This is a genomic window from Streptomyces sp. NPDC093085 (assembly GCF_040683935.1).
In the GTDB taxonomy this organism is placed as follows: Bacteria; Actinomycetota; Actinomycetes; order Streptomycetales; family Streptomycetaceae; genus Streptomyces.
On sequence record NZ_JBFBFB010000001.1, the window covers coordinates 1,237,442 to 1,260,549 of the forward strand.

Here is a 23,108-nt window from a genome sequence, read left to right on the forward strand (position 1 = left end):
GATGACCGAACCCACCCGCTACACCGAATACACCACCGGGGAACCGCTCACCGACACCAAGGCGCCGGACGGACCCGTCGCCGAACGGTGGAAGCGGCGCCGCTTCGAGGCGAAGCTCGTCAACCCCGCCAACCGCCGCAAACACACCGTGATCGTCGTCGGCACCGGCCTCGCGGGCGGCGCCGCCGGCGCCACCCTCGCCGAACAGGGCTACCACGTCGTCCAGTTCTGCTACCAGGACTCCCCGCGCCGGGCCCACTCCATCGCCGCCCAGGGCGGCATCAACGCCGCGAAGAACTACCGCAACGACGGCGACTCCGTCCAGCGGCTCTTCTACGACACCGTCAAGGGCGGCGACTTCCGCGCCCGCGAGTCCAATGTCCACCGGCTCGCCGAGGTCTCCGTCGAGATCATCGACCAGTGCGTCGCCCAGGGCGTCCCGTTCGCCCGGGAGTACGGCGGGCTCCTCGACACCCGCTCCTTCGGCGGCGTCCAGGTCTCCCGTACGTTCTACGCCCGGGGCCAGACGGGACAGCAACTCCTCCTCGGCGCCTACCAGGCGCTCTCCCGGCAGATCGCCGCCGGCACCGTCGAGATGCACCCCCGCACCGAGATGCTCGACCTGCTCGTCATCGACGGACGGGCCCGGGGCATCGTCGCCCGCGACCTGATCACCGGCGAGATCACCCCGTACTTCGCCGACGCGGTGGTCCTCGCCTCCGGCGGGTACGGCAATGTCTTCTACCTGTCGACCAACGCGAAGAACAGCAACGCCACCGCGATCTGGCGGGCCCACCGGCGCGGCGCCCACTTCGCCAACCCCTGCTTCACCCAGATCCACCCCACCTGCATCCCGCGCTCCGGCGACCACCAGTCCAAGCTCACCCTGATGAGCGAGTCGCTCCGCAACGACGGCCGGATCTGGGTGCCCGTGGCGCGCGGCGACACCCGTCCCGCCGCCGAGATCCCCGAGGACGAGCGCGACTACTACCTGGAGCGGATCTACCCGTCCTTCGGCAACCTCGTCCCCCGCGACATCGCCTCCCGCGCCGCGAAGAACGTCTGCGACGAGGGGCGCGGCGTCGGCCCCGGCGGCCAGGGCGTCTACCTCGACTTCGCGGACGCCATCGCCCGGCTCGGCCGCGCCGCCGTCGAGGCGAAGTACGGCAACCTCTTCGAGATGTACGAGCGGATCACCGCCGAGAACCCCTACGAGGTCCCGATGCGGATCTACCCGGCGATCCACTACACGATGGGCGGACTCTGGGTCGACTACGACCTCCAGACCACCGTGCCGGGGCTCTTCGCGATCGGCGAGGCCAACTTCTCCGACCACGGCGCCAACCGGCTCGGCGCCTCCGCCCTGATGCAGGGGCTCGCCGACGGCTACTTCGTCCTGCCCTCCACCATCAACGACTACCTCGCCCGCCACCCGCACCACGACACCCCGGACGCCGCCCACCCGGCGGTGGCCGAGGTGGTCGCCGACACCGAGGACCGGCTGCGGCTGCTGCTCGCCGTCGACGGCGACCGTACGCCCGACTCGTTCCACAAGGAGATCGGCGAACTCCTCTGGGAACACTGCGGCATGGCCCGCACCGAGAGCGGGCTGCGCAAGGCGCTCGACCGGATCCCGCAGATCCGCGACGAGTTCTGGCGCCGGATCAAGGTGCCCGGCACCGGCGAACAGCTCAACCAGGCGCTGGAGAAGGCCAACCGGATCGTCGACTACCTCGAACTCGCCGAGCTGATGTGCCTGGACGCCCTCCACCGATCCGAGTCCTGCGGCGGCCACTTCCGCGAGGAGTCCCGGACGGAGGGCGGCGAGGCGGCCCGTAAGGACGAGGCGTTCTCGTACGCCGCCGCCTGGGAGTTCCGGGGGTCCGGCCGGCCGCCCGTCCTGCACAAGGAAGACCTGGTCTTCGAGTACGTCCACCCCACCCAGCGGAGCTACGCATGAGGCTCACCCTGCGCGTCTGGCGCCAGTCCGACGCCGCCGCACCCGGCGCCATGGTCACCTACCACCTCGACGGCATCTCCGAGGAGATGTCGTTCCTGGAGATGCTCGACACCCTCAACGAGGAGCTGATCCTCAAGGGCGAGGAGCCGGTCGCCTTCGACCACGACTGCCGCGAGGGCATCTGCGGAGCCTGCGGCGTCGTCATCAACGGCGACGCCCACGGCCCCGAACGCACCACCACCTGCCAGCTCCACATGCGCCACTTCGCGGACGGCGACACCATCGACGTCGAGCCCTGGCGGGCCGGCGCCTTCCCGGTCGTCAAGGACCTCGTCGTGGACCGCTCCGCCTTCGACCGGATCATCGGCTCGGGCGGCTACATCACCGCACCCACCGGCTCCGCCCCCGAGGCCCACGCCACCCCGGTGCCCAAGCCCGCCGCCGACTCCGCCTTCGAACACGCCGAGTGCATCGGCTGCGGAGCCTGCGTCGCGGCCTGCCCCAACGGCTCGGCGATGCTCTTCACCTCCGCCAAGGTCAACCACCTCAATGTGCTGCCGCAGGGCGCGCCCGAGCGGGAGACCCGCGTCCTCGACATGGTCGCCGCCATGGACGAGGAGGGCTTCGGCGGCTGCACCCTCGCGGGGGAGTGCGCCACGGCCTGCCCCAAGGGGATCCCGCTGCCGTCCATCGCGGCGATGAACCGGGAGTGGCTGCGGGCCGCCCGCAAGGCGCCGCGCTGACGGGGGCGTTCCGTACGGGGCCGTACGGGTCCGCCCGCCCCGGCCCCCGGCTGCGGGCGGGCCCGGTCTCCCGCACCCTGGAGCACAGGAGCGGCCAGGAGTGACCAGAAGCGGCCGGGAACGAGGTGGCGGTATGGGGATCGGGCGGCGGGCAGTGCTGTACGGCGCGGGCGGGGCGCTGGTGGCCGCCGCCACCGGGTGCGGGGCCGGAGCCTTCCGTACCAGTACCGGGGCGGCCCCCGCCACACCGGTCGCCCGCCCGTCGGGACCGCTGCCGAAGACCACCCCCTGGCGCCCCGACCGGGCCGACATCGACCCCGCCGTCAAGCTCCGCGCCGTCCAGGTCGTCGAGGCCATCGGCGCCTGGCGCCCCGGCCAGGGCGGCCCGGCGGCGGCGCGGCGGCGGGTGGCGGCGCTCGGCGCGGCACCCTCGCTGGTGGCCGAGGCGGGCCCGCTGCTGCCCGCCGCCGACGAGGCGGCGCTCCAGGTGATCGACGCCCAGTACGGCGGGATCCTCACCGAAACGGCCAGCGTCCTCGTGGTCTGCCGCCAGTGGACCCCGGGCCACGCGGGCGGCACCACCGGCACCACCGTCGATGTAAGGCTGCGCCGGGCGCGGCCCCACTGGGAGGTGACCGCGCTCCACCCGGCCGAGCCCGGCGCGGCCGCACGGAGCCTGCCCACCGCCGCCCACCGGGTGCTCGCCCACTCCCGGATCACCCTGCCGCCCGCCGCCGAGGCCGACATCCGCAGCGGGCAGATCCACGAGAGCGTGCTCCGGGCGCTGCTCCGGCTGGCGTCCGCCTACCGGATGGACGTGAGCGTGATCCGCTCGGGCCACCCCCTCGACGTCTTCGGCACCGACCGGCCCAGCGACCACCCGCGCGGCCGGGCCTTCGACGTCTGGCGGATCGACGGACACCGGGTCGTCGACCCGGCGACCTCCCGCCGGCTCGTGGAGACCTTCATGCGGGACGCGGCGGCGGCCGGCTCGTACAACGTGGGCGGACCCCTCCGGATCCCCGGTGGCGCCGGGAACCAGTTCTTCACCGACGCCACCCACCACGACCATGTCCACGCGGGATTCACCGCCTGAACGGGCGTACGGCCGGGGGCGGACGTACAGCCGGGTTCGGGTGTACGCCCGAACCAGGTCACCCTCCGGTCACTCCCCGTCCTCCAGCCGGAACCCGACCTTCAGGCCCACCTGGTAGTGCTCGATGTCGCCGTCGACGATATGGCCGCGTACCTCCGTGACCTCGAACCAGTCCATCCCGCGCAGCGTCCTGGCCGCCCGGCCGACTCCGTTGCGGATGGCGTCGTCGACGCCCTCGTGCGAGGTACCGACGATCTCGGTGACCCGGTAGGTGTGGTGCGACATGGGATCGTTCTCCTCTGGGGTCTCACGTTCACCGTCACGTCGCGGTCGCACGTTCTCGTCCCGCACATGTCGCGGGGGCCGCGCCGTCACCACTCCACCGTGCCCCACCCCGGCGCTCCCCGCGAGGCCACACCGTGGTGCCCGCCATTCAGCCGCCCCACATCCGTTCTCCGCCGTGTGGTCATGTCAAATCCAGCCGGTCACGGAAGAAACGAGGTGCCGGGTCCACGCCCCCGCGACGGACCCGGCGGCCTGCCCTCCCTACGGCACAGGAGTCCGCCATGTCAGCCCCCGCTCACGCCCCCGCCTCCGTGCTCTCCCCGGCCGCAGCCCCGCTCCCGGCCCCCGCCCTCGCGGCCCCCGCCGGCGGCGGCGAGCCGCGCTACCTCGTCGGGCTCGCCCGCACCCAGGAGGACGTACGGGCCGCCCAGCGCCTGCGCCACCTCGTCTTCGCCGGTGAGATGGGCGCCCGCATCGACGGGCCCGAGCCCGGCCTCGACTCCGACGAGTTCGACGCGTACTGCGACCACCTGCTGGTCCGCGAGGAGTCCACCGGCGAGGTCGTCGGCACCTACCGGCTGCTCCCGCCCGACCGGGCCGCCGCCGCCGGACGGATCTACTCCGACGGCGAGTTCGACCTCGCCCGGCTCGCCCCCATCCGCCACGACCTGGTCGAGGTGGGCCGCTCCTGCGTCCACCCGCTGCACCGCACCGGCGGCGTCATCGCCCTCATCTGGGCCGGGCTCGCCCGGTACATGACCACCACGGGGCACAACTGGCTGGCCGGCTGCTGCTCGGTGCCGCTCGCGGACGGCGGCGCACTCGCCGCCTCCACCTGGAACCGCGTCAAGGACAAGCACCTCGCCCCCGAGGAGTACTGGGTCACCCCGCACCGCCTCTGGACCCCGGACGCCGCCGCCGGGGCCGCCGCCCCCGCCGAACTGCCGCCGCTGCTCCGGGGGTACCTCCGGCTCGGCGCCTGGGTCTGCGGAGCGCCCGCGCACGACCCGGAGTTCGACGTCGCCGACCTCTATGTGCTGCTGTCGATGCGCCGCACCAACCCGCGCTACCTGCGGCACTTCCTCTCGCTCGCCCCCGCCCCGGTCGCATGAGCGCCTGGCTGCCCACCGCGCCCTGCACCCCGCACGACTGCGCCCGCCACCGGGGCCCGGCGGCCGGCGCGGCCGTCGGCGCCGCCCGGCTGCTGGCGGGGATCCCTCTCGTGCTCTGCGGCGCGCTGCTCGCCCCGCTCCTCGCCGCGCTCGACGGGGCGGTACGGGACAGGCTCACCCGCCGCTGGTCGCGCGCCGTGCTCCGCGCCTTCGGCCTGCGGCTCACCGTGCGCGTCGAACGCGCCGAACGCGCCGAACGGGACGGGCGCGACGAGCACGCCGCCGGAGCGCCGGGGGCCGGGGACACCCGTACCGGAGACGCCACCGTCACGGACATCGCGGGCGCGGCCGACCTGCTCGCGCCGCGCGGCGCCGGGGTGCTGGTCGTCGCCAACCACATCTCCTGGCTGGACATCCCGCTGCTCGCCGCCGCCCTGCCCGGACGGATGCTCGCCAAGAGCGAGATCCGCCGCTGGCCGCTGATGGGCGCGCTCGCCGCCCGGGGCGGCACCCTCTTCGTGGAGCGCGAGCGGCTGCGCGCGCTCCCCGGGGCCGTACGGACCCTCGCCGGCGCCCTCAGCGAAGGCTCCCGGGTGATCGTCTTCCCCGAGGCGTGCACCTGGTGCGGCCAGGAGCGGGGCCCGTTCACCTCGGCCGTCTTCCAGGCCGCGCTGGACGCGGGCGCCGCCGTGCTCCCCGTACGGCTCGCCTACCGCGCCCCGGACGGCACCACGTCCGGCGCGCCCGCCTTCGTCGGAGCCGACACCCTGCCCGCCTCGCTCTGGCGGGTCGTCACGGCGGGCGGGCTCACCGCGGAGATCACCCTCCTCGCCCCGGTCCCGGCCCGCTCCCACACCGAACGCCGCGCCCTCTCCCGTACCGCCAGGAACGCCGTCGCCGGCAGCGGCACCCCGCTCACCGACGCGGCCCCCGGAATCCACGGAACACACGACGCCGCCCACGGAGCGCACACAACGCACCACGCCGCCCACGGAGCGCACGGAACCCCCGGGTACGGCGTCGTGCCGTCCCCGAGGGCCCCTGGTTCCGTCCGTCAGACGGCGGTCGCCAGCGAGAGCGCGAAGCGGCCCGCCGTATCCGTCCACCAGTGCGTCAGCTCCAGCCGGGCCGCCGACAGTTCGGAGCGCACCCGGCCCTGACGGAACTTGGCGGACACCTCCGTCCGTACCTCCTCACCGGCGGCGAAGCGCACCACGAGATCCAGCTCGGGGATCTTCACGGTGAGCGGGGAGCGGGCCCGCAGCCGCATCTCGATCCACTCGTTCTCCGCGTCCCAGAGCGCGACATGGTCGAAGGAGTCCGGGTCGAAGTCGGCACCGAGTTCGCGGTTGACGACGGCGAGCACGTTCTTGTTGAACGCCGCCGTCACCCCGGCCGCGTCGTCGTACGCCCGGACGAGGACCGCCTCCTCCTTGACCAGGTCCGTGCCGAGCAGCAGCGCGTCGCCGGGGGCGAGCAGCCCCCGTACGGAGGCGAGGAACACGGAGCGCTCGGCGGGCAGCAGATTGCCGATCGTGCCGCCGAGGAAGGCGACCAGCCGGGGCCCCGGCGTCTCCGGCAGCGTCAGGCCCCCGGTGAAGTCGGCGACCATCGCGTGCACATCGAGTCCCGGCCGCTCCGCCGCCAGCGACTCCCCGGCCCCGCGCAGCGCGCTCTCGCTCACGTCCACCGGTACATAGCTCGCCAGCTCCGGCAGCGCGGCCAGCAGCAGATGGGTCTTCTCCGAGGAACCGGAGCCCAGTTCGACCAGGGTGCGGGCCCCGGTGGCCGAGGCGATCTCCGGCGCGCGGGCGCGCAGGATCTCCCGCTCGGCGCGGGTCGGGTAGTACTCGGGCAGGGCGGTGATCTCCTCGAACAGCTCGCTGCCCCGGGCGTCGTAGAACCACTTGGGCGGCAGCGTCTTGGGGGTGCGGGTCAGCCCGTGCAGCACATCGGCGCGCAGCGCGGCGCCGGTGGCGTCCTCGGGCAGGGTGCGGGTCAGCAGGAACGGGCTCACGCGGGAAGCTCCTTGAGGGGGGAGAGCAGGATGTCGCCGCGGCTCGCCACGAGCAGCGTACGGTCGGGGACCTCGCGCCACCCCGGAGCGTCGTCCGAGGGCTCCGAGGCCACCAGGGTGGGCGCCGCACCGGACCCGGCGCGGTACCAGAGCGTGTCGCCCCAGGCCGTCGCCGCGATCCGCACCCCGTCGGTGAGCAGCAGGTTGAGCCGCGACGCGGGCGCCGCACGGGCCACCTCCGGCACCGTGTCGGCGAGCGCCTGCCCCGGGTCGTCGCCCGCCCGCAGCCGGTGCAGCACGAGCGCCCACACCAGCGCCGAGTCGGTGCGCGCCGCGAGGGAGAGCAGCTCCTCGGCGGGGAGCGCCGCCGCCAGGCCCGCCAGCGACCCCGGCCACCCCGCCACCGAACCGTTGTGGCTGAAGAGCCAGGGCCCGGCGGCGAACGGCGCCGCGGCGGCCTCCCCGTCCGCCCCGGGCACCGTCGCGTCCCGTACGGCGGCGAGCAGCGCGCCGGTACGGACCACCCGGGCCAGATCGGTGAAGCCGACATCGGCCCAGACCGGGCCCGCGCGCCGGTAGCGGGCGGGCACCGGGTCGCCCTCGGCGTACCACCCCACCCCGAAACCGTCCGCGTTGACCGTCCCGTGGAGCTGCCTGCGCGGCGCCCAGGACTGCCGGTACAGCCCGTGCTCCGGCGCGATCAGCACCTCGCCGAGCGTCACCGGGCCGCCCAGCGCCGCCACATGCCGGCACATCAGGCGCCCCCCTCGACGGAGGAGGCGGTGCGCGCCGTACGGAACCCCGAGAAGATCTGCCGGCGCACCGGCAGGTCCCAGTTGCGGAACGTGCCCCGGCAGGCCACCGGGTCCACCGCGAAGGAGCCGCCCCGCAGCACCTTGTGCGCCGGGCCGAAGAACACCTCCGAGTACTCGCGGTACGGGAAGGCCCGGAACCCCGGGTACGGCAGGAAGTCGCTCGCCGTCCACTCCCAGACATCCCCGATCAACTGCCGTACGCCCAGCGGCGAGGCGCCCGCCGGATAGCTGCCCGCCGGGGCCGGGCCCAGATGGCGCTGGCCCAGGTTGGCGCGGTCCTCGGTGGCCTCGCCGTCCCCCCAGGGGTGACGGAGCGAGCGGCCGGTGACCGGGTCGTGGCGCGCCGCCTTCTCCCACTCCTCCTCGGTCGGCAGCCGCCGCCCCGCCCACCGGGCGTAGGCGTCCGCCTCGTACCAGCTCACATGGAGCACCGGCTCGTCGGCGGGGACCGGCTCCGTCACCGAGAACCGGCGGCGCAGCCACTGCCCGCCCTCGCGCCGCCAGAACAGCGGCGCGCCGATGGAGTGCGCCCTGATCTGTGCCCACCCCTCCGGCGCCCACCAGCGCTCCTCGGTGTACCCGCCGTCCTCGATGAACCGCTGGTAGTCGCCGTTGGTGACCGGGACGGTGTCGATCCAGAACGCCGGAACGATTCTCTGGTGCGCCGGGCGCTCGTTGTCCAGCGCCCACGGCTCGGTGGAGGTGCCCATGGTGAAGGGCCCGCCCGCCACCAGGACCTCGGCGGGCAGCCCGGTGGTGTCCCCGGCGGGCGGCGGGGGCGCGGTGAGCGCGGTCGGCCCGGTGCGCAACTGGTGGGTGATGAGCATGGTCTCGTCGTGCTGCTGCTCGTGCTGGGCGATCATCCCGAAGGCGAACCCGGCGTCCAGCAGCGGCCCGCCGCGCAGCGGGGTGCGGTCGATGATGTCCAGCACCCGGCCGCGTACCTCCGCCGCGTACGCCCGCGCCTCGGCGGGCGGCAGCAGCGGCAGGGTGGGCCGGGTGGCCCGGGGATGCTCGAACGCGTCGTAGACGGAGTCGATCTCGGGCCGGAGCGCCGGGCCGCCCCCGACGGTCCGCAGGAGCCACTGCTCCTCCTGGTTGCCGATGTGCGCGAGGTCCCAGACCAGCGGGGACATCAGCGGCGAGTGCTGGGCGGTGAGGTCCTGGTCGTCGACGCAGGAGGTGAGCAGGGCGGTACGGGCCCGGGCGGCCGTCAGGGAGGCGACGGCACGCTCCTTGAGCCCGTCCTCGGAGAACGGCTCCTCGGTGAACGGCTCCTCGGCGGAGGGCTGCTGGGCGGCGGGTCCTGCGAGGTCGGTCATGTGCGGAGGTCCTTCCCTGATCCGGGGGCCTGCCCCGACCCGGAGGTCGTCCCTGGCGGGTCCGGCGCCGGCGCGGGGGGCCGCTCCGGCGCGCCGGCGCGCAGATCGTCGGCCGGACAGCGGCCCGGCACGACATAACGGTCGGTGAAGCGGGCGACGGCCCGCTGAACGGCGGGTGTCGCGCCGATACGGGGCAGCGCCTCCCGCGCGATGGCGAAGCAGGCGACGGCCGCCGCGTGGAGTTCCGGGTCGGCGAGGCCGTAGCGCGCGGCGTTGACCCAGAGCGGATTGACCGGGGCGGGCAGTGTGCCCGCCGTCTCGGCGAGGGGTTTGACGGTCCGGTACACGGTCTCCGCCGCCTCCGGGTCGTCGAAGAGCGCGGTGGTGACCGCGAGCGGCACCTGCCAGCCGTCCTCGCCGGGCTGCGCGTCGATCATCCGCAGTTCGAGATGGCCGCGCGGTCTCACCGGCGGGAAGAGCGTGGTGAGGTGGTAGTCGAGGTCGGCGCGGACCGGCGGGCGCGGCACCCCGGAGCGGATCCACTCCCGGAAGGTCAGCCCCTCCGGGACCGCCCAGGGCCCCTCGTCCGCCCGTACGCACATCACCGGGGCGTCCAGCGCGTGCGCGGCCCACGCGGCGCGCGGGGCGGTCGCGGCCGGCGGCGCGGTGGTACGGGGCGGGTCGAGCCGCGCCCACATCGCCTGCCGGGTGGAGCGCCAGCCGGTCGGACCGCCCTCCCGCATCGGGGAGTTGGCGAACGCGGCGACGAGCACCGCGCCCAGCAGATGGGCCAGGTGCCAGCGGCGTCCGTGGCCGAGCGGCCCCGGCTCCTCGTGGCCCGCGTCCAGACAGACCTGGACGGAGGCCGTCGACCGCATCATGGCGCGGCCGGCCGGACCGATCCGGTCGAGATAGGTCTCCATGGCGTCGTAGCGGGGCTCCCGCAGCATCCGCTGCGGCGCGTTCCAGGGGTCCTGCCCCAGACCAGCGAGGACGAGCCCGGCCCGGCGGAGCACCGGGCGTACGGCCGCCAGATCGGCGGCGGTGGTGGTGACGCACTCCGTCAGCGAGGCGGCGGGCGCCGAGCTGAGTTCGAGCTGGCCGCCGGGTTCGAAGGTGAGTGCGGAGTGGAGCTTCAGCTCCCGCAGCCCCGCGAACGCCGCTCGGAGGCGGTCGGGCGGGACGGGGGTGTGGGGGGTGTCCAGATCGTGGACGAGCCATTCGAGTTCGACCCCTACGGTGCGGGGCGGGCCCGTCTTGAAACAGATGCCGCGCAGGAGCGCCTCGGCGTCGTGCTCGCCGAGCGGGGCCCCCTCGTCAATGGACGTACGGTCGGGTGGCATGTGCGGGTCCTCCTGTCGAAGACCGCGTCGGACATCCCGCCCCGGGGCCGGAGCGGGCGCTTCGTCCAACCTAAAGCCCTTCGCGCCGCTTCGCACAAGAGCGTCCGACGGGTCGCTTTTCCGTCAGAAAAGCGGTTGCCCTCTGTGGATGAGCTCCCGCACGATCGTCTTATGAGCGCACGGCTGCGGGGGATCGCGAAGGAGACCGAGGAGATCGTCCGAACGGGGGCCTACCGTGCACCGGACGGCCGTGAGGTGGTGCTTCGCGGTGCGCTGGACGCGGCGGTGGCGGGCACCCGGATGTACGGACCGGGACCCCTGGGAGTGAAGGTGCCCCCGGGGCCCCCGGGGTCATCACCGGACGGGGCGGCTCCGGGCGCGGCGGAGATGGCCGGTTCCATTCGTACGGAACGGGGTGTTCCGTACATCACGGTGACGGGCGAGTCCAGCCTGGAGGCGGCCCGCCGGCTCACCGGGGCGGACCCGGCGGCGCCGGTGGCCGTTCTGAGCTTCGCGTCGGCGCGCAACCCGGGCGGCGGTTACCTCAACGGCGCGCAGGCGCAGGAGGAGGCGCTCTGCCGGGCCTCCGCGCTCTACGCGACGCTGCGGGCCGTGCCCGAGTTCTACGCCCACCACCGGGAGGAACGGGACCCGTTCTACACCGACCGGGTGATCCACTCGCCGGCCGTGCCGGTCTTCCGCGACGACCGGGGCCGGCTTCTCGGCACCGCGTACGCGGTGGGGTTCCTCACCTCGCCAGCGCCGAACGCCGGGGTGATCATCCGGCGCACCCCCGAGGAGGCCCACCGGATCCCGGCCGTCCTCGCCGCCCGTGCCGAGCGGGTGCTGGAGACGGCCGTGGCCCACGGCTACCGGCGGCTGGTGCTGGGCGCCTGGGGGTGCGGAGTCTTCCGCAACGACCCGGCGGTCGTCGCGGAGTCCTTCCGGGCGCTGCTGACCGGGGCGGGCCGGTTCGCCGGGGCCTTCGACGAGACGGTCTTCGCGGTGCTCGACCGGACCGGCGAGGGCCCGGTGCTCGGCGCCTTCCGCCGGGTCCTCGCGGAGGTCGCGGACACCTCGGACACCGCGCCCCCGGCGGCCCCGGGGGGCGTGACGCCCCGCTGCGGGGCCGCGCCCGGCCACGGGGTCACGTCCAGCCGTACAACTCCTTGAGCCGGTTGACGACCAGGTTGAACCGCCCCCGGTCCAGCGCGCACGCCTCGCGCCGCATCCCCGCGTCGTGCAGCCGCAGCACCCGGTCCACGTCCACCCATGACTCGCGGCCCTCGCGGTCCCAGGGCCCGACGCCGATCGGCACCCACTCGTGGTCCTGGTCATGGCGCTTGCTGGAGAGCTGGACGGCGAGCACCGTGCCCGCCGCCTCGCGCGCCACCACCAGCACCGGACGGTCCTTGCCGCGCCCGTCGTTCTCCTCGAACGGCACCCAGGTCCAGACGATCTCGCCGGGGTCGGGGTCGCCGTCGCGTTCGGGCGCGTAGGAGGTGCGGACCCGGCCGACGGCGCGCGGGTCGGCCTCGGTGGTGGCGGCGGGGCCGCTGCGGCCCGGGGAGTCAGGGGAAGAAGTGATCATCGTACGACCGTAGAGCCTGACCTGCGGCGACCGCCAGGGGGGTCGGTATCGCGCGCGGGAGCGTACGGGGGCGGGGGGCTCCGGACGGCGCGGTACGGCCTGACATGCGGCGCTCCGGCCGGGTGGCTAGCGTCGTCGGTATGAGGAGAACTGTTCCGCGCCGCTTCGAGCTGCTGGTGGTCGCCGGGTTCACCGAGGGGCACGAGGGGCCGCCCGACCCGGAGAACGCCCTGCGCTCCGCCGTGGTGGAGGCGACGGGCGAGACCGGGGCCTCGGGGTATCCGCGGTACACGGGCGGCGGGATGGAGGCCGACATCGACCCGGCGACCCGCACCGTGGAGGCGCTGCTGATCGACGGGGACGAACTGGACTACGGGCTCTCGGTCCGCGTGCTCCCCGTACCGGAGGACCCGCCTCCGGCCTGACGCCCGCCCGGTCTCCGCGCCCCGGCGCGCACGTCGCATCCGTCGTGCCCGGTCCATCGCGTACGCGGTCGAACCGCTGTACCGTACCGGATCACCCGAGCGACTGGAGAGCCTTCATGTCCCTGCTGGACCCGAAGACCTGGCAGCCCGTCAGCTTGTCGGGAGGTGAGTCCGCGGTCGTGGAGCCCGCCACCGGCGACCGGCTCGGCACGGTCGTCCTGGCCTCCCCGGAGGATGTCGCCGCCGCCTCGGAGGCCGCCGTCGCGGCGCAGCGCGCCTGGGCGGCCACCCCGCACCTGGTACGGGCCGGGGTGCTGCGGCGGGCGGGCGATCTCTTCACCGCACACGCGGACGAGATACGCGACTGGGTGATCCGGGAGTCGGGGTCCGTCCCCGGCAAGGCGGGGTTCGAACTCCATGTCGCCGCCCAGGAGTGCTACGAGGCCGCCGCGCTCGCCTCCCGCCCGGTCGGCCAGGTGCTGCCCAGCGAGGAGCCCCGGCTCTCCTACACCCGGCGGGTCCCGGCCGGCCCGGTCGGGGTCATCGCCCCCTTCAACGTCCCGCTGATCCTCGCCATCCGGTCGGTCGCCCCGGCGCTGGCGCTCGGCAACGCGGTGCTCCTCAAGCCGGACCCGCGCACCGCCGTCTCGGGCGGGCTCGCGCTCGCCGCCGTCTTCGCGGAGGCCGGGCTTCCGGACGGGGTGCTGCATGTGCTGCCCGGCGGCGCCGGGACCGGACGGGCGCTGGTCGCGGAGCCACGGGTGCCGGTCATCTCGTTCACCGGCTCCACGGCGGCGGGCCGCGCGGTCGGCGAGGCGGCGGGCCGCGCGCTCAAACGCGCCCACCTCGAACTCGGCGGGAACTCCGCCCTCGTCGTGCTCGCCGACGCCGATATCGAGGCCGCCGTCGCCCAGGCGTCCTGGGGCTCCTTCTTCCACCAGGGCCAGATCTGCATGACCACCGGCCGCCATCTGGTCCACGCCTCGCTCTACGAGGAGTACGTGGAACGGCTGGCCGCCCAGGCGGAGTCACTGGCCGTGGGGGACCCGTACCGCGAGGAGGTCCACCTCGGCCCCATCATCGACACCGGCCAGCTCGCCAAGATCGACGCGCTGGTGGAGGCGAGCGCGGCGGGCGGGGCCCGGGTCGCCGCCGGCGGCACCCACCGCGACCTCTTCTACCGCCCCACGGTCCTCGCCGACGCCGACGACCACACCCCCGCCTACGCCGAGGAGGTCTTCGGACCGGTCGCCCCGGTCCGCGCCTTCACCGGGCTGGACGAGGCCGCCGCGCTGGCGGCGGCCGGCCCCTACGGGCTCTCCCTGGGCATCGTCACCCGGGACGCCGCGCTCGGTCTGGAGCTGGCGGACCGGATCCCCACCGGGATCGTCCACATCAACGACCAGACCGTCAACGACGAGGCGGTCGCGCCCTTCGGCGGCGTCGCCGCCTCGGGTACCGGGGCGCGCTTCGGCGGCGAGGCCAATCTGGACGCGTTCACCGATCTGCGCTGGACGACCGTACGGCGCGAACCGGCCGGCCACCCCTTCTGATCCCGGTTCTGATCCCGGCCGGGGGTCAGTTCGCTTCCGCGTTCCCGGCCGTGGCGTTCCCCGCCTCGGCCTGCGCCACCGACTCCCGTACCTTCTCCATGTCGAGCGCCCGCGCCTGCCCGATCACGTCCTCCAGGGCCGCCTCGGGCAGCGCGCCCGGCTGGGCGAAGACCGCGACCCGGTCCCGGACGATCATCAGGGTCGGGATGGAACGGATCTCGAAGGCCGCCGCCAGCTCCTGCTGCGCCTCCGTGTCGACCTTGGCGAAGACCAGATCGTCATGGCGCTCCGACGCCTTCTCGAAGACCGGCGCGAACTGACGGCACGGACCGCACCAGGAGGCCCAGAAGTCGATCAGAATGAAGTCGTTCTCCGACACCGTCCGGTCGAAGTTCTCCTTGGTGAGTTCCACTGTGGCCATGACCTGATCCCTCTTCTCTTCGGGCTTTCTGTCCGGGTGACGGCGTCCGCGACAACCCGTGGCGCCCGCTCCGTATTCCTGGCGCCCCGGAGCCCCTGCCCGGAGACCGGGTGGCCATGCCTCCCGCCCCCGGTCAGACTGACCCCATGACGGAAGCGGTGGAGTACGACGTGGTGGTCCTGGGGGCCGGCCCGGTCGGGGAGAACGTGGCGGACCGGGTGCGGGCGGCCGGGCTGAGCGTGGCGGTGGTGGAGAGCGAACTCGTCGGCGGCGAGTGCTCGTACTGGGCGTGCATGCCGAGCAAGGCGCTGCTCCGCCCGGCGATCACCCGCGCGGAGGCACGCGCGGTGCCCGGCCTGAGCGACTCCGCGCGCGGCCCGCTGGACGCCCCTGCGGTCCTCGCGCACCGCGACGCCTTCACCTCGCACTGGAAGGACGACGGGCAGGTCCGCTGGCTGGAGGGGACCGGCGCCACCCTCTACCGGGGCCATGGCCGGCTCGACGGCCCCCGGCGGGTGACCGTGACCGGCACCGCTGACGGCGTCGACGGCACCGGAGACGATGCCACCGTGCGGACGCTCACCGCGCGCCATGCCGTCGCCGTCTGCACCGGCAGCCGGGCCGTCCTGCCCGAACTGCCCGGGCTCGCCGGGGCCCGGCCCTGGACCAGCAGGGAGGCCACCAGCTCCCCGGCGGTCCCCGGCCGGCTCGTGGTGGTCGGCGGCGGGGTGGTCGGGGTGGAGATGGCCACCGCGTGGCGGGCGCTGGGCTCCGAGGTCACCGTGCTGATCCGGGGCGAGGGGCCGCTGCCGAGGATGGAGCCGTTCGCGGGCGAGCTGGTCGCCGACGCGCTGCGCGCGGCGGGCGCCACCGTCCGTACCGGGGTCTCCGTCACGGCGGTCGAGCGCCCCGCCGGGCGCGGCCCCGTCACCGTCGTCGTGGACGACGGGGAGCGGATCGAGGCGGACGAGGTCCTCTTCGCGACCGGGCGCGCCCCGCGCACCGACGACCTCGGCCTCCCGACCGTCGGTCTGGCCCCGGGCTCCTGGCTGGGTGTCGACGACACCTGTCTGGTGACGGGGACCGACTGGCTCTACGCGGTCGGGGACGTCAACCACCGTGCGCTCCTCACCCACCAGGGCAAGTACCAGGCCCGTATGGCAGCCGCCGCCATCGCCGCCCGCGCCCGGGGCGCCGCCGTCTCCGCCTCCGACGCCTGGAGCCCGCACACCGCCACCGCCGACCACGCCGCCGTCCCCCAAGTGGTCTTCACGGAACCGGAGATCGCCGCCGTCGGGCTCACCCTCGCGGAGGCCGAGAAGGCGGGCCATCGGGTCCGCGCGGTCGACTACGACCTCGGCGGGGTCGCGGGCGCCGCCCTCTACGCCGACGGCTACCGGGGGCGCGCCCGGATGGTGGTCGACCTGGACCGGGAGATCCTGCGCGGGGTCACCTTCGCCGGGCCCGGCGTCGGGGAGCTGCTGCACTCCGCGACGGTCGCGGTGGTCGGGGAGGTGGAGATCGGCCGGCTCTGGCACGCCGTCCCCTCGTACCCGACGATCAGCGAGATCTGGCTGCGGCTGCTGGAGACGTACCGGGACGAGTCCGTCCGGGAGGGGTGAGACCGGGGCGGGGGCGCGGGCGGGCCCGGTGAGGCGGTGCCTCACCGGGCCTTGTGTGGTGGGTGGTTCGGTTGGAAGCTGGTGGTTCTTGTTGCCTTCCGTTCGGAGCCGCCGGATGAGTGCAGACCGACCCCACGACCTCTCCCTCTCCTCGCCGAACTCCTCCCTGACCTCCTCCCTGACCTCCTCATCGACCTCCCAGGACGGCGCGGGACCGCGCCGCCGCGCCGTCCTCGCAGCCGGGGCCGCCGCCACCCTCGCGGGGTGGGCCGCCTTCGCCGCGCAGAAGAGCGCCTTCGCCGCCGGGATGCCCCAGACGGCCGGACCCGCCGGGGCCGGTGTCACCGGCGCGTCCGGCGCTTCCGGTCCGTCCGGCGCGGGCTTCGACGGTACGGAGTGGGACGCCGATCCCCGGGTCTTCCAGGTCAACCGGGAGGACCACCGGGTACGGCTCGTCCCGTACGCCAGTACCGCCGACGCCCTGCGCGGGGACCTCGCGAGATCCCCGTACCACCGTTCCCTCAACGGCCGTTGGCGCTTCCACTGGTCGAAGAACCCGGACCAGCGCCCGGTCGGCTTCCACGCCGCCGACTTCGACGACAGCGGCTGGGACCGGATCCCCGTCCCGTCCAACTGGGAGATGGAGGGGTACCCGGCGCCGATCTACCTCAACATCAAATACCCGTGGATCGGCTACGAGACCCCCGAACCCCCGCACGTTCCGCACGAGTTCAACCCTGTCGGCTCCTACCGCCGGGAGTTCACCGTGCCGCGCGGCTGGGACGGGCGGCGCACCCTGCTCTCCTTCCAGGGGGTGAAGTCCGCGTTCTTCGTCTGGGTCAACGGGGAGCGCGTCGGCTACAGCGAGGACAGCTACACCCCCGCCGAGTTCGACATCACCGGCCATCTGCGGCCCGGCCGCAACACCCTCGCCGTCGAGGTCTACCGGTGGTCCGACGGCACCTGGCTGGAGGACCAGGACATGATCGACCTGTCCGGGATCTTCCGCGACGTCTATCTCTACGCCACCCCGGCCGTCCGGATCCAGGACCTCTTCGCGCACACCGCGCTCGACGCGGAGTACCGTGATGCCGTCCTCACCCTCGACATTGCGCTCCGTAACCTCTCGGGCGAAGAGCGCCCCGCAGGGCACCGGATCGCGGCCACCCTGTACGACGCCAAGGGGCGCCCCGCGCGCGGCGGTTCGCTCAAGGGCGGTGCCGACTTCGAGGCGGGGCAGGCCGATACGTCCGTCACGCTGCGCGCCGACATCCCCGCCCCCGCGCTCTGGTCCGCCGAACAGCCATATCTCTACACGCTCGTGGTCACCCTCACCGACCGGGCCGGGCGCACCGTCGACATCCAGCGCACCCGGATCGGCTTCCGCCAGGTCGAGTTCGGCCCCGGCCGGTTCACCGTCAACGGCGCACCCGTCATGTTCCACGGCACCAACCGCCATGAGAGCGACCCGGACCACGGGCAGGCGGTCCGCGAGGAGCGGATGGTCCAGGACATCGTCCTGATGAAGCGGCACAACATCAACGCCGTCCGCACCTCCCACTACCCCAACCACCCGCGCTGGCTCGAACTCTGCGACGAGTACGGCCTGTACGTGATCGACGAGGCCAACCTGGAGACCCACGGGGTGCGCGACCGGGTGCCCACCTCGCTCCCCGAGTGGACCGGCGCCTGCCTCGACCGGATGCACGCCGTCGTCGAACGCGACAAGAACCACCCGTGCGTCGTCGTCTGGTCGCTGGGCAACGAGGCGGGCCAGGGCTCCAACTTCGCCGCCATGGCCGAGTGGACCCACGGCCGGGACCCCTCGCGCCCCGTCCACTACGAGGGCATGAACTCCGTCGCCGACCTGCACAGCGAGATGTACACCAGCCCGGCGGGCGTCGAGAACTACGGCAAGTCGGGCAACCCGAAGCCGTACATGCTCTGCGAGTACAACCACTGCATGGGCAACAGCGGCGGCAACGTCCGCGAGTACTGGGAGATCCTGGAGCGCTACCCCAACCTGCACGGCGCGTTCGTCTGGGACTGGGTCGACCAGACCATCCGGCTCCCGCGCCCCGACGACCCCCGGCGCACCTACCTCTCCTACGGCGGCGACTGGGACCCCGTCGACTACCCGACCGACGGCATCTTCTCCAGCAACGGACTGGTCGACTCGGACCGCACCGTGCACCCCGCGCTGCTGGAGATCAAGCAGATGTACCAGCCGGTCTCCATCTCGGCCGAGCCCACCGGTGATTCCGCCGACTCCTCCGCCGACTCTTCAGGCGGGCTCCCGGTCGGCGCGGGCGGTGTCGCCGTCCGGATCCGCAACAAGCATCTCTTCAGCGGGCTCGACGGGTACGAGCTGCGCTGGACCGTCACCCGGGACGGCGAGCGGATCCAGCACGGCACCCTCCCCGCCCCCGAGGTCGCCCCCGGCACCACCGGCACCGTACGGATCCCGGTCCGCGCCCTCGCCCCGGCCGCCCCCGGCACCGAGCACTGGCTGAACCTCACCTTCGTCCTCCGCTCGGCGACGAGCTGGGCCCCGGCCGGACACCCGGTGGCGGAAGGCCAGTTGGGGCTCTCCTCCGGTACGGGGGCCACCGCGGCGTCCCGGCCGCCCGCCGCCCCGAAGGCGCTGCCCCCACTCCAACTCCGCGAGACGGACGGGGAGATCCGGATCACCGGACGGGAGGTCGAGGCCGTCGTCGACAAGGCGGCGGGCACCCTCTCCGCGTACCGCTTCCGGGGCAGGCTGCTCCTCGCCGCCGGGCCCGTGCCCAACTTCTGGCGCGCGCCTATCGACAACGACAACGGGCGCAACTTCCAGAACACCGCGCGCACCTGGCGGGACGCGGGCACCCGGCGCACCGTGACCTCGGTGACCGCCGAGCGGACCGGGCCGGGGGAGATCACCGTCGAGATCGCCGCCACCCTGCCCACCGCGCCGGCGGCGAGCACCTGGCACACCGTGCTCACCGTGCGCGGCGACGCGGAGATACGGATCCGGCACACCCTGCGCGCCCCGTCCGGCCTCCCCGATCTCCCCCTGGTGGGAACCCTGTTGACCGTGCCCGCCGGGTTCGAGCGGCTCGACTGGTACGGGCGCGGCCCGCACGAGAACTACTGGGACCGCAACTCCTCGGCGTTCGTGGGCCGTTACCGCTCCACGGTGGACGAACAGCCGGCCGCGTACACCCGCCCCCAGCAGACGGGCAACATGACCGACGTCCGCAGGCTCGCCCTCACCGACCGAACCGGCGACGGCCTCCTCGTGGTCGCCGACCCCGCCGACGGCGAACCCCTCCTGGAGACCAGCGCCCTCCACTACGCCCCCACCGACCTGGAAGGCCCCCGCCACCCCCACGACCTGACCCGCCGCCCCGAGACCGTCCTCGGCGTCAACCACCGCCAGACCGGCGTCGGCGGCATCAACTCCTGGGGCGCCGCCCCGCTCCCCGCGTACCAGCTCCACGCGGGCCGCGACTACACCTACGCCTACCGGCTGCGGCCCGCCGTCCTCCCGTACACCCGGGAAGAGTGACACAGATGGCAGCAGGCGGCGGAGCACGCCTCTCGGGCCCGCGCTCCGCCGCCGTACCGCGTCCTCACGGCGAGGGTGGCCGGACGTTCCGTGAGCAGCCGATAGCTTAGAATCACCATGCGTGGATTTCCATGATCACGGACACGGACACGGTCATGCGGAAAGCGGAGCCGGGGGGCGCGGAGTGGACGACGGTGTGTGCGGAGAGGCGAGATTCGCGGTACTGGGGCCGCTGGAAGTCAGAGCCGGAGGGGTCCGGCTGCGGCTCGGCGGGCCCATCCAGGTGCGGGTGCTGATCACCCTGCTGCTCGACCCGTGCCGGATGGTCCCGGTGTCGCGGCTGGTGCAGGCGGCGTGGGACGACGAGCCGCCGGCGACCGCGGTGCACCAGGTGCGCAAGGCGATCGCGGATCTGCGGCAGCGCATCCCGGACGGGCCCTCGATGATCGTCACCGACGGTCCGGGATACCGGGTGGACGTCGCACGGGATCAACTCGATCTGAGCCTGTTCTCCGACCGGCTGTGCGAGGCGCGGGACGCGCTGGAGGCGGGCCACCCCGCCGACGCCGCCGAGCTGCTGCGCAACGCACTCGTGCTGTGGCGCGGCCCCGTGATGCCCGGAGGCGCCGGGTCGGTGATCGCCGCGGCCTCCGTCGTGCTGGAGGAGCGTCGGCTGGCCGCCGTGGAGCAGTTGATGGAGCTGCGGCTGACGTTGGGCGAGAGCCGGGAACTCATCGGCGATCTCCGCGAACTCGTCGCCGAACATCCGCTGGGAGAATCGTTTCGTCGGCAATTGATGCTCGCGCTGTACCGCTCGGGACGGCAGGCCGAGGCACTGGCCGAGTACGCCAAGGCCAGAGAACTGCTCGTCGAGGAACTGGGGATCGACCCCGGTCCCCAACTGACCCGACTGCACGAGGCCATTCTGCGGGACAGTCCCGAACTGGCCGTGCCGGACGCGGTGCCCGCGGAACCCTTGGTCGCGCCGGCACCTGCGGCGACCGGTGAAACCGCGCCCGAGGCGGCAAAGGGCCCGTGCACCCTGCCGCACGACCTGACGGACTTCGCCGGGCGCGACCGGGAGCTGACCCGGCTGCTGGAGTACGCCGCGCCGCCGCAGGACGGGGCGGTGCGGATCGTGGCCGTCGACGGGATGGGAGGCAGCGGCAAGACCGCGCTCGTCGTCCGGGGCGCACACCGGCTGGCCGACCGGTACCCGGACGGTCAGCTCTTCGTCGACCTGCGCGGATTCACCCCGGGCGAGCAGCCGGTGCGGCCCGGCACGGTGATCGGCACACTGCTGCGCACCCTGGGCGTGCCGGGGGAGCGGATCCCCGACGACCTCGACGGCCGGGTCGCCCTGTGGCGGGCCACACTGGCGAACCGGCGGGTGCTCCTGGTGCTGGACAACGTGGCCGACGCCGCGCAGATCCGCCCGTTGCTGCCCTCGCACCCGGGTTCCCTGGGCCTGCTCACCAGCCGTATCCGCATGGTCGGACTGGACGGGGCCGAGTGGATGTCCATCGGGACCATGTCGCCCTCGGACAGCCTCGCACTGATCACCGGCGCGCTGGGCGAGGAGCGGGTGCTCGGTGAGCCGGAGGCGGCGGCGGAACTGGCGGCCCTGTGCGGGAACCTGCCGCTCGCCCTGCGGATCGCCACGGCCCGGCTGCGCAACCGGCGGCTGTGGACTTTGAGCCATCTCGTGGGCCGGCTCGGGGACGAGACCCGCCGGCTCGACGAGCTGAAGTCCGGTGACCGCAGCGTCGAGGCCACCCTCAGGATGTCGTACCACGGACTGGACGCGAGGCATCGCGAGGCGTTCCGGCTGCTCGGGCTGCACCCGGGCGCCGAGACCGACACCCACTCGGCGGCCGCCCTGCTCGACACCGGGTCGCCCGAGGCCGAGGAGGTGCTGGAGCATCTGCTGGACATGCACCTGGTCGAGCAGCACGAGATCGGCCGGTACGCCTTCCACGACCTGGTGCGCAGCTTCGCGCAGCGGCTCCGCGAGAAGGAGGGGGCGGACACCGGACAGGAGCGGGCAGCCTTCGGGAGACTGCTCGACCACTTCCTGGCGGTGACGGACCAGGCGTGCGGGATCCTCTATCCGGGGCGTGTTCCCGTCGGTGCCGCCGCGCACGGGAGCACCGGCGACGCGCACGGTACGGCGGCGGCCGAGCCGCCGTCGAGCGGCCAGGTCGCCGCCGCGGAGTCGCTCTTCGAACAGGAACACGGCGCGCTGCTCTCGGCCGTCGCCCGCGCCGAGCGGCTGGGCTTCCTCGAACAGGCCGTGCACCTCTCCCGGAATCTGGTCTTCCATCTGAACTCGCGCAGTTGTCTGGAGGAGTACCGGCAGGCGGCGACGATCGCGGTGGCCGCCGCCCGCCGGCTCGGGGATCCCGTACTGCTCCGGTTGAGCCTGTCGAATCTGGGCTCCGCCTGGTGGCGGCTGGGCCGGTTCCGGGACGGGATCCCGGTGGCGGAAGAGGCGTTGGGCGTCGCGAAGGACCACGGGGACCGCAACGGCGAGGCCGTCTGCCTCAGCCTGCTGGGCCTGCTGCACAGCTGCCTCGGTCATTTCCCCGAGGCACAGGGCTATCTGGAGCAGGCGGTCGAACGGCGCCACGACATGGCCGACGGCAGACAAGGCGCGTACGCCTGGTGCAGCCTGAGCACGGTGTACACCTGGCTCGGCCGGTACCGGGAAGCCGTGGTGGCCGCCGAGCACGCGGTGCGGCTCAGCCGGGAACTCGGCGCCCGCGCCGAGGAGATCACGGCCCTGACCGATCTGACGGCGGCCCTGCTCGGCTCCGGGGAGCACTCGGCCGCGCTCGCCGTGGTGGAACGCGCTCTGGAACTCGGCGACGAGTTCCGGATGCCGGAGGAGTACGCGCACGCGCTGGCGCTCGCCGCGGACGTGAGCCAGTGGCTCGGAGCCGCCGAGGAGTCGGTCGGGTACGCGGAACGGGCCCTGCATCTCATCCGCTCCAAGGGGACCGCGACCCGGCAGGCGACCGTCCAGAACATTCTCGGGCGGGTGCACTGCCGGAGAGGCGAGTTCGAGCAGGCCCTGGAACTGCATCGCAGCGCGCGATTCCACGCCGGAGCCATCGAGTACCGGATCGAGGTGGCCCATGCCGTCGAGGGGATGGCCGAGGCCCTCGACGGCATGGGTGACGTACGGGAGGCGGCCGAGCACCGGCTCAGCGCGAAGGAGCTCCATGCCGGGATGACGGGCGTACGCCGGTGA

17 protein-coding genes and 1 pseudogene are annotated in these 23,108 nt (G+C 73.8%); 11 read left to right on the forward strand and 7 right to left on the reverse strand.

What is annotated here, in order from left to right; translation table 11 throughout:
- Window position 1 precedes the first annotated feature (1 nt).
- The 3 genes from AB0O07_RS05080 to AB0O07_RS05090 all read left to right on the forward strand — a co-directional run bounded on the left by AB0O07_RS05080 (window position 2) and on the right by AB0O07_RS05090 (window position 3,799).
- A complete protein-coding gene (locus AB0O07_RS05080; RefSeq protein WP_365626960.1) occupies window positions 2-1,960 on the forward strand; it encodes a fumarate reductase/succinate dehydrogenase flavoprotein subunit in 1,959 nt (652 codons plus the stop codon).
- The gene (locus AB0O07_RS05085) at window positions 1,957-2,703 is read left to right on the forward strand and encodes a succinate dehydrogenase/fumarate reductase iron-sulfur subunit (RefSeq protein ID WP_365626963.1); all 747 of its coding nucleotides are present in this window, start codon (window positions 1,957-1,959) and stop codon (window positions 2,701-2,703) included. Before AB0O07_RS05080 ends, AB0O07_RS05085 begins: the two co-directional genes overlap by 4 nt.
- Window positions 2,704-2,836: 133 nt before the next feature.
- Complete coding sequence (locus AB0O07_RS05090; RefSeq protein WP_365626965.1) at window positions 2,837-3,799, forward strand: hypothetical protein; 963 nt, start codon at window positions 2,837-2,839, stop codon at window positions 3,797-3,799.
- Between the two features lie 69 nt (window positions 3,800-3,868).
- On the opposite strand, the gene AB0O07_RS05095 is transcribed toward AB0O07_RS05090, so the two are convergent.
- Entirely contained in the window at window positions 3,869-4,084 is a 216-nt protein-coding gene (locus tag AB0O07_RS05095) for a dodecin (RefSeq protein ID WP_365626968.1), read from the reverse strand.
- A 281-nt stretch (window positions 4,085-4,365) separates the two neighbouring features.
- Between AB0O07_RS05095 and AB0O07_RS05100 the strand changes: the two genes are divergently transcribed.
- Window positions 4,366-5,196: a GNAT family N-acyltransferase gene (locus AB0O07_RS05100; protein WP_365626971.1), complete on the forward strand. Its 831-nt coding sequence runs from the start codon at window positions 4,366-4,368 to the stop codon at window positions 5,194-5,196.
- Window positions 5,193-6,356: a lysophospholipid acyltransferase family protein gene (locus AB0O07_RS05105; RefSeq protein ID WP_365626974.1), complete on the forward strand. Its 1,164-nt coding sequence runs from the start codon at window positions 5,193-5,195 to the stop codon at window positions 6,354-6,356. The genes AB0O07_RS05100 and AB0O07_RS05105 overlap by 4 nt, the downstream gene beginning before the upstream one ends.
- On the opposite strand, the gene egtD is transcribed toward AB0O07_RS05105, so the two are convergent.
- From egtD to egtA, 4 genes are read right to left on the reverse strand one after another with little or no spacing between them, the layout of a single operon-like run.
- Window positions 6,251-7,213, reverse strand: coding sequence for an L-histidine N(alpha)-methyltransferase (gene egtD / locus AB0O07_RS05110; RefSeq protein ID WP_365626977.1), 963 nt, complete (start codon window positions 7,211-7,213; stop codon window positions 6,251-6,253). The two genes, AB0O07_RS05105 and egtD, sit on opposite strands and share 106 nt — an antisense overlap.
- Window positions 7,210-7,968: an ergothioneine biosynthesis protein EgtC gene (egtC, locus tag AB0O07_RS05115; protein ID WP_365626980.1), complete on the reverse strand. Its 759-nt coding sequence runs from the start codon at window positions 7,966-7,968 to the stop codon at window positions 7,210-7,212. Before egtC ends, egtD begins: the two co-directional genes overlap by 4 nt.
- A complete protein-coding gene (gene egtB, locus AB0O07_RS05120) occupies window positions 7,968-9,350 on the reverse strand; it encodes an ergothioneine biosynthesis protein EgtB (protein ID WP_365626983.1) in 1,383 nt (460 codons plus the stop codon). The genes egtC and egtB overlap by 1 nt, the downstream gene beginning before the upstream one ends.
- A complete protein-coding gene (egtA, locus tag AB0O07_RS05125) occupies window positions 9,347-10,693 on the reverse strand; it encodes an ergothioneine biosynthesis glutamate--cysteine ligase EgtA (protein WP_365626986.1) in 1,347 nt (448 codons plus the stop codon). Before egtA ends, egtB begins: the two co-directional genes overlap by 4 nt.
- A gap of 171 nt (window positions 10,694-10,864) precedes the next feature.
- Between egtA and AB0O07_RS05130 the strand changes: the two genes are divergently transcribed.
- Complete coding sequence (locus tag AB0O07_RS05130; protein WP_365626989.1) at window positions 10,865-11,866, forward strand: TIGR02452 family protein; 1,002 nt, start codon at window positions 10,865-10,867, stop codon at window positions 11,864-11,866.
- Here AB0O07_RS05130 and AB0O07_RS05135 read toward each other — a convergent pair.
- Window positions 11,841-12,284, reverse strand: coding sequence for a type II toxin-antitoxin system PemK/MazF family toxin (locus AB0O07_RS05135; protein ID WP_365626992.1), 444 nt, complete (start codon window positions 12,282-12,284; stop codon window positions 11,841-11,843). The genes AB0O07_RS05130 and AB0O07_RS05135 overlap by 26 nt on opposite strands.
- 140 nt (window positions 12,285-12,424) lie before the next feature.
- Between AB0O07_RS05135 and AB0O07_RS05140 the strand changes: the two genes are divergently transcribed.
- Complete coding sequence (locus tag AB0O07_RS05140; RefSeq protein WP_365626995.1) at window positions 12,425-12,709, forward strand: hypothetical protein; 285 nt, start codon at window positions 12,425-12,427, stop codon at window positions 12,707-12,709.
- 116 nt (window positions 12,710-12,825) lie between these two features.
- Window positions 12,826-14,262, forward strand: a complete 1,437-nt coding sequence (locus tag AB0O07_RS05145; RefSeq protein ID WP_365626998.1) for an aldehyde dehydrogenase family protein — start codon at window positions 12,826-12,828, stop codon at window positions 14,260-14,262.
- Window positions 14,263-14,287: 25 nt separating this feature from the next.
- Here AB0O07_RS05145 and trxA read toward each other — a convergent pair.
- Window positions 14,288-14,692: pseudogene (gene trxA / locus AB0O07_RS05150) on the reverse strand (thioredoxin); the annotation flags it as partial.
- A gap of 137 nt (window positions 14,693-14,829) precedes the next feature.
- On the opposite strand from trxA, the gene AB0O07_RS05155 reads away from it, so the two are divergent.
- From AB0O07_RS05155 to AB0O07_RS05165, 3 genes are all read left to right on the forward strand, one after another.
- Complete coding sequence (locus AB0O07_RS05155) at window positions 14,830-16,305, forward strand: NAD(P)/FAD-dependent oxidoreductase (RefSeq protein ID WP_365627001.1); 1,476 nt, start codon at window positions 14,830-14,832, stop codon at window positions 16,303-16,305.
- A gap of 115 nt (window positions 16,306-16,420) precedes the next feature.
- A complete protein-coding gene (locus AB0O07_RS05160) occupies window positions 16,421-19,855 on the forward strand; it encodes a glycoside hydrolase family 2 TIM barrel-domain containing protein (RefSeq protein ID WP_365627004.1) in 3,435 nt (1,144 codons plus the stop codon).
- A gap of 184 nt (window positions 19,856-20,039) precedes the next feature.
- Entirely contained in the window at window positions 20,040-23,108 is a 3,069-nt protein-coding gene (locus AB0O07_RS05165; protein ID WP_365627007.1) for a BTAD domain-containing putative transcriptional regulator, read from the forward strand.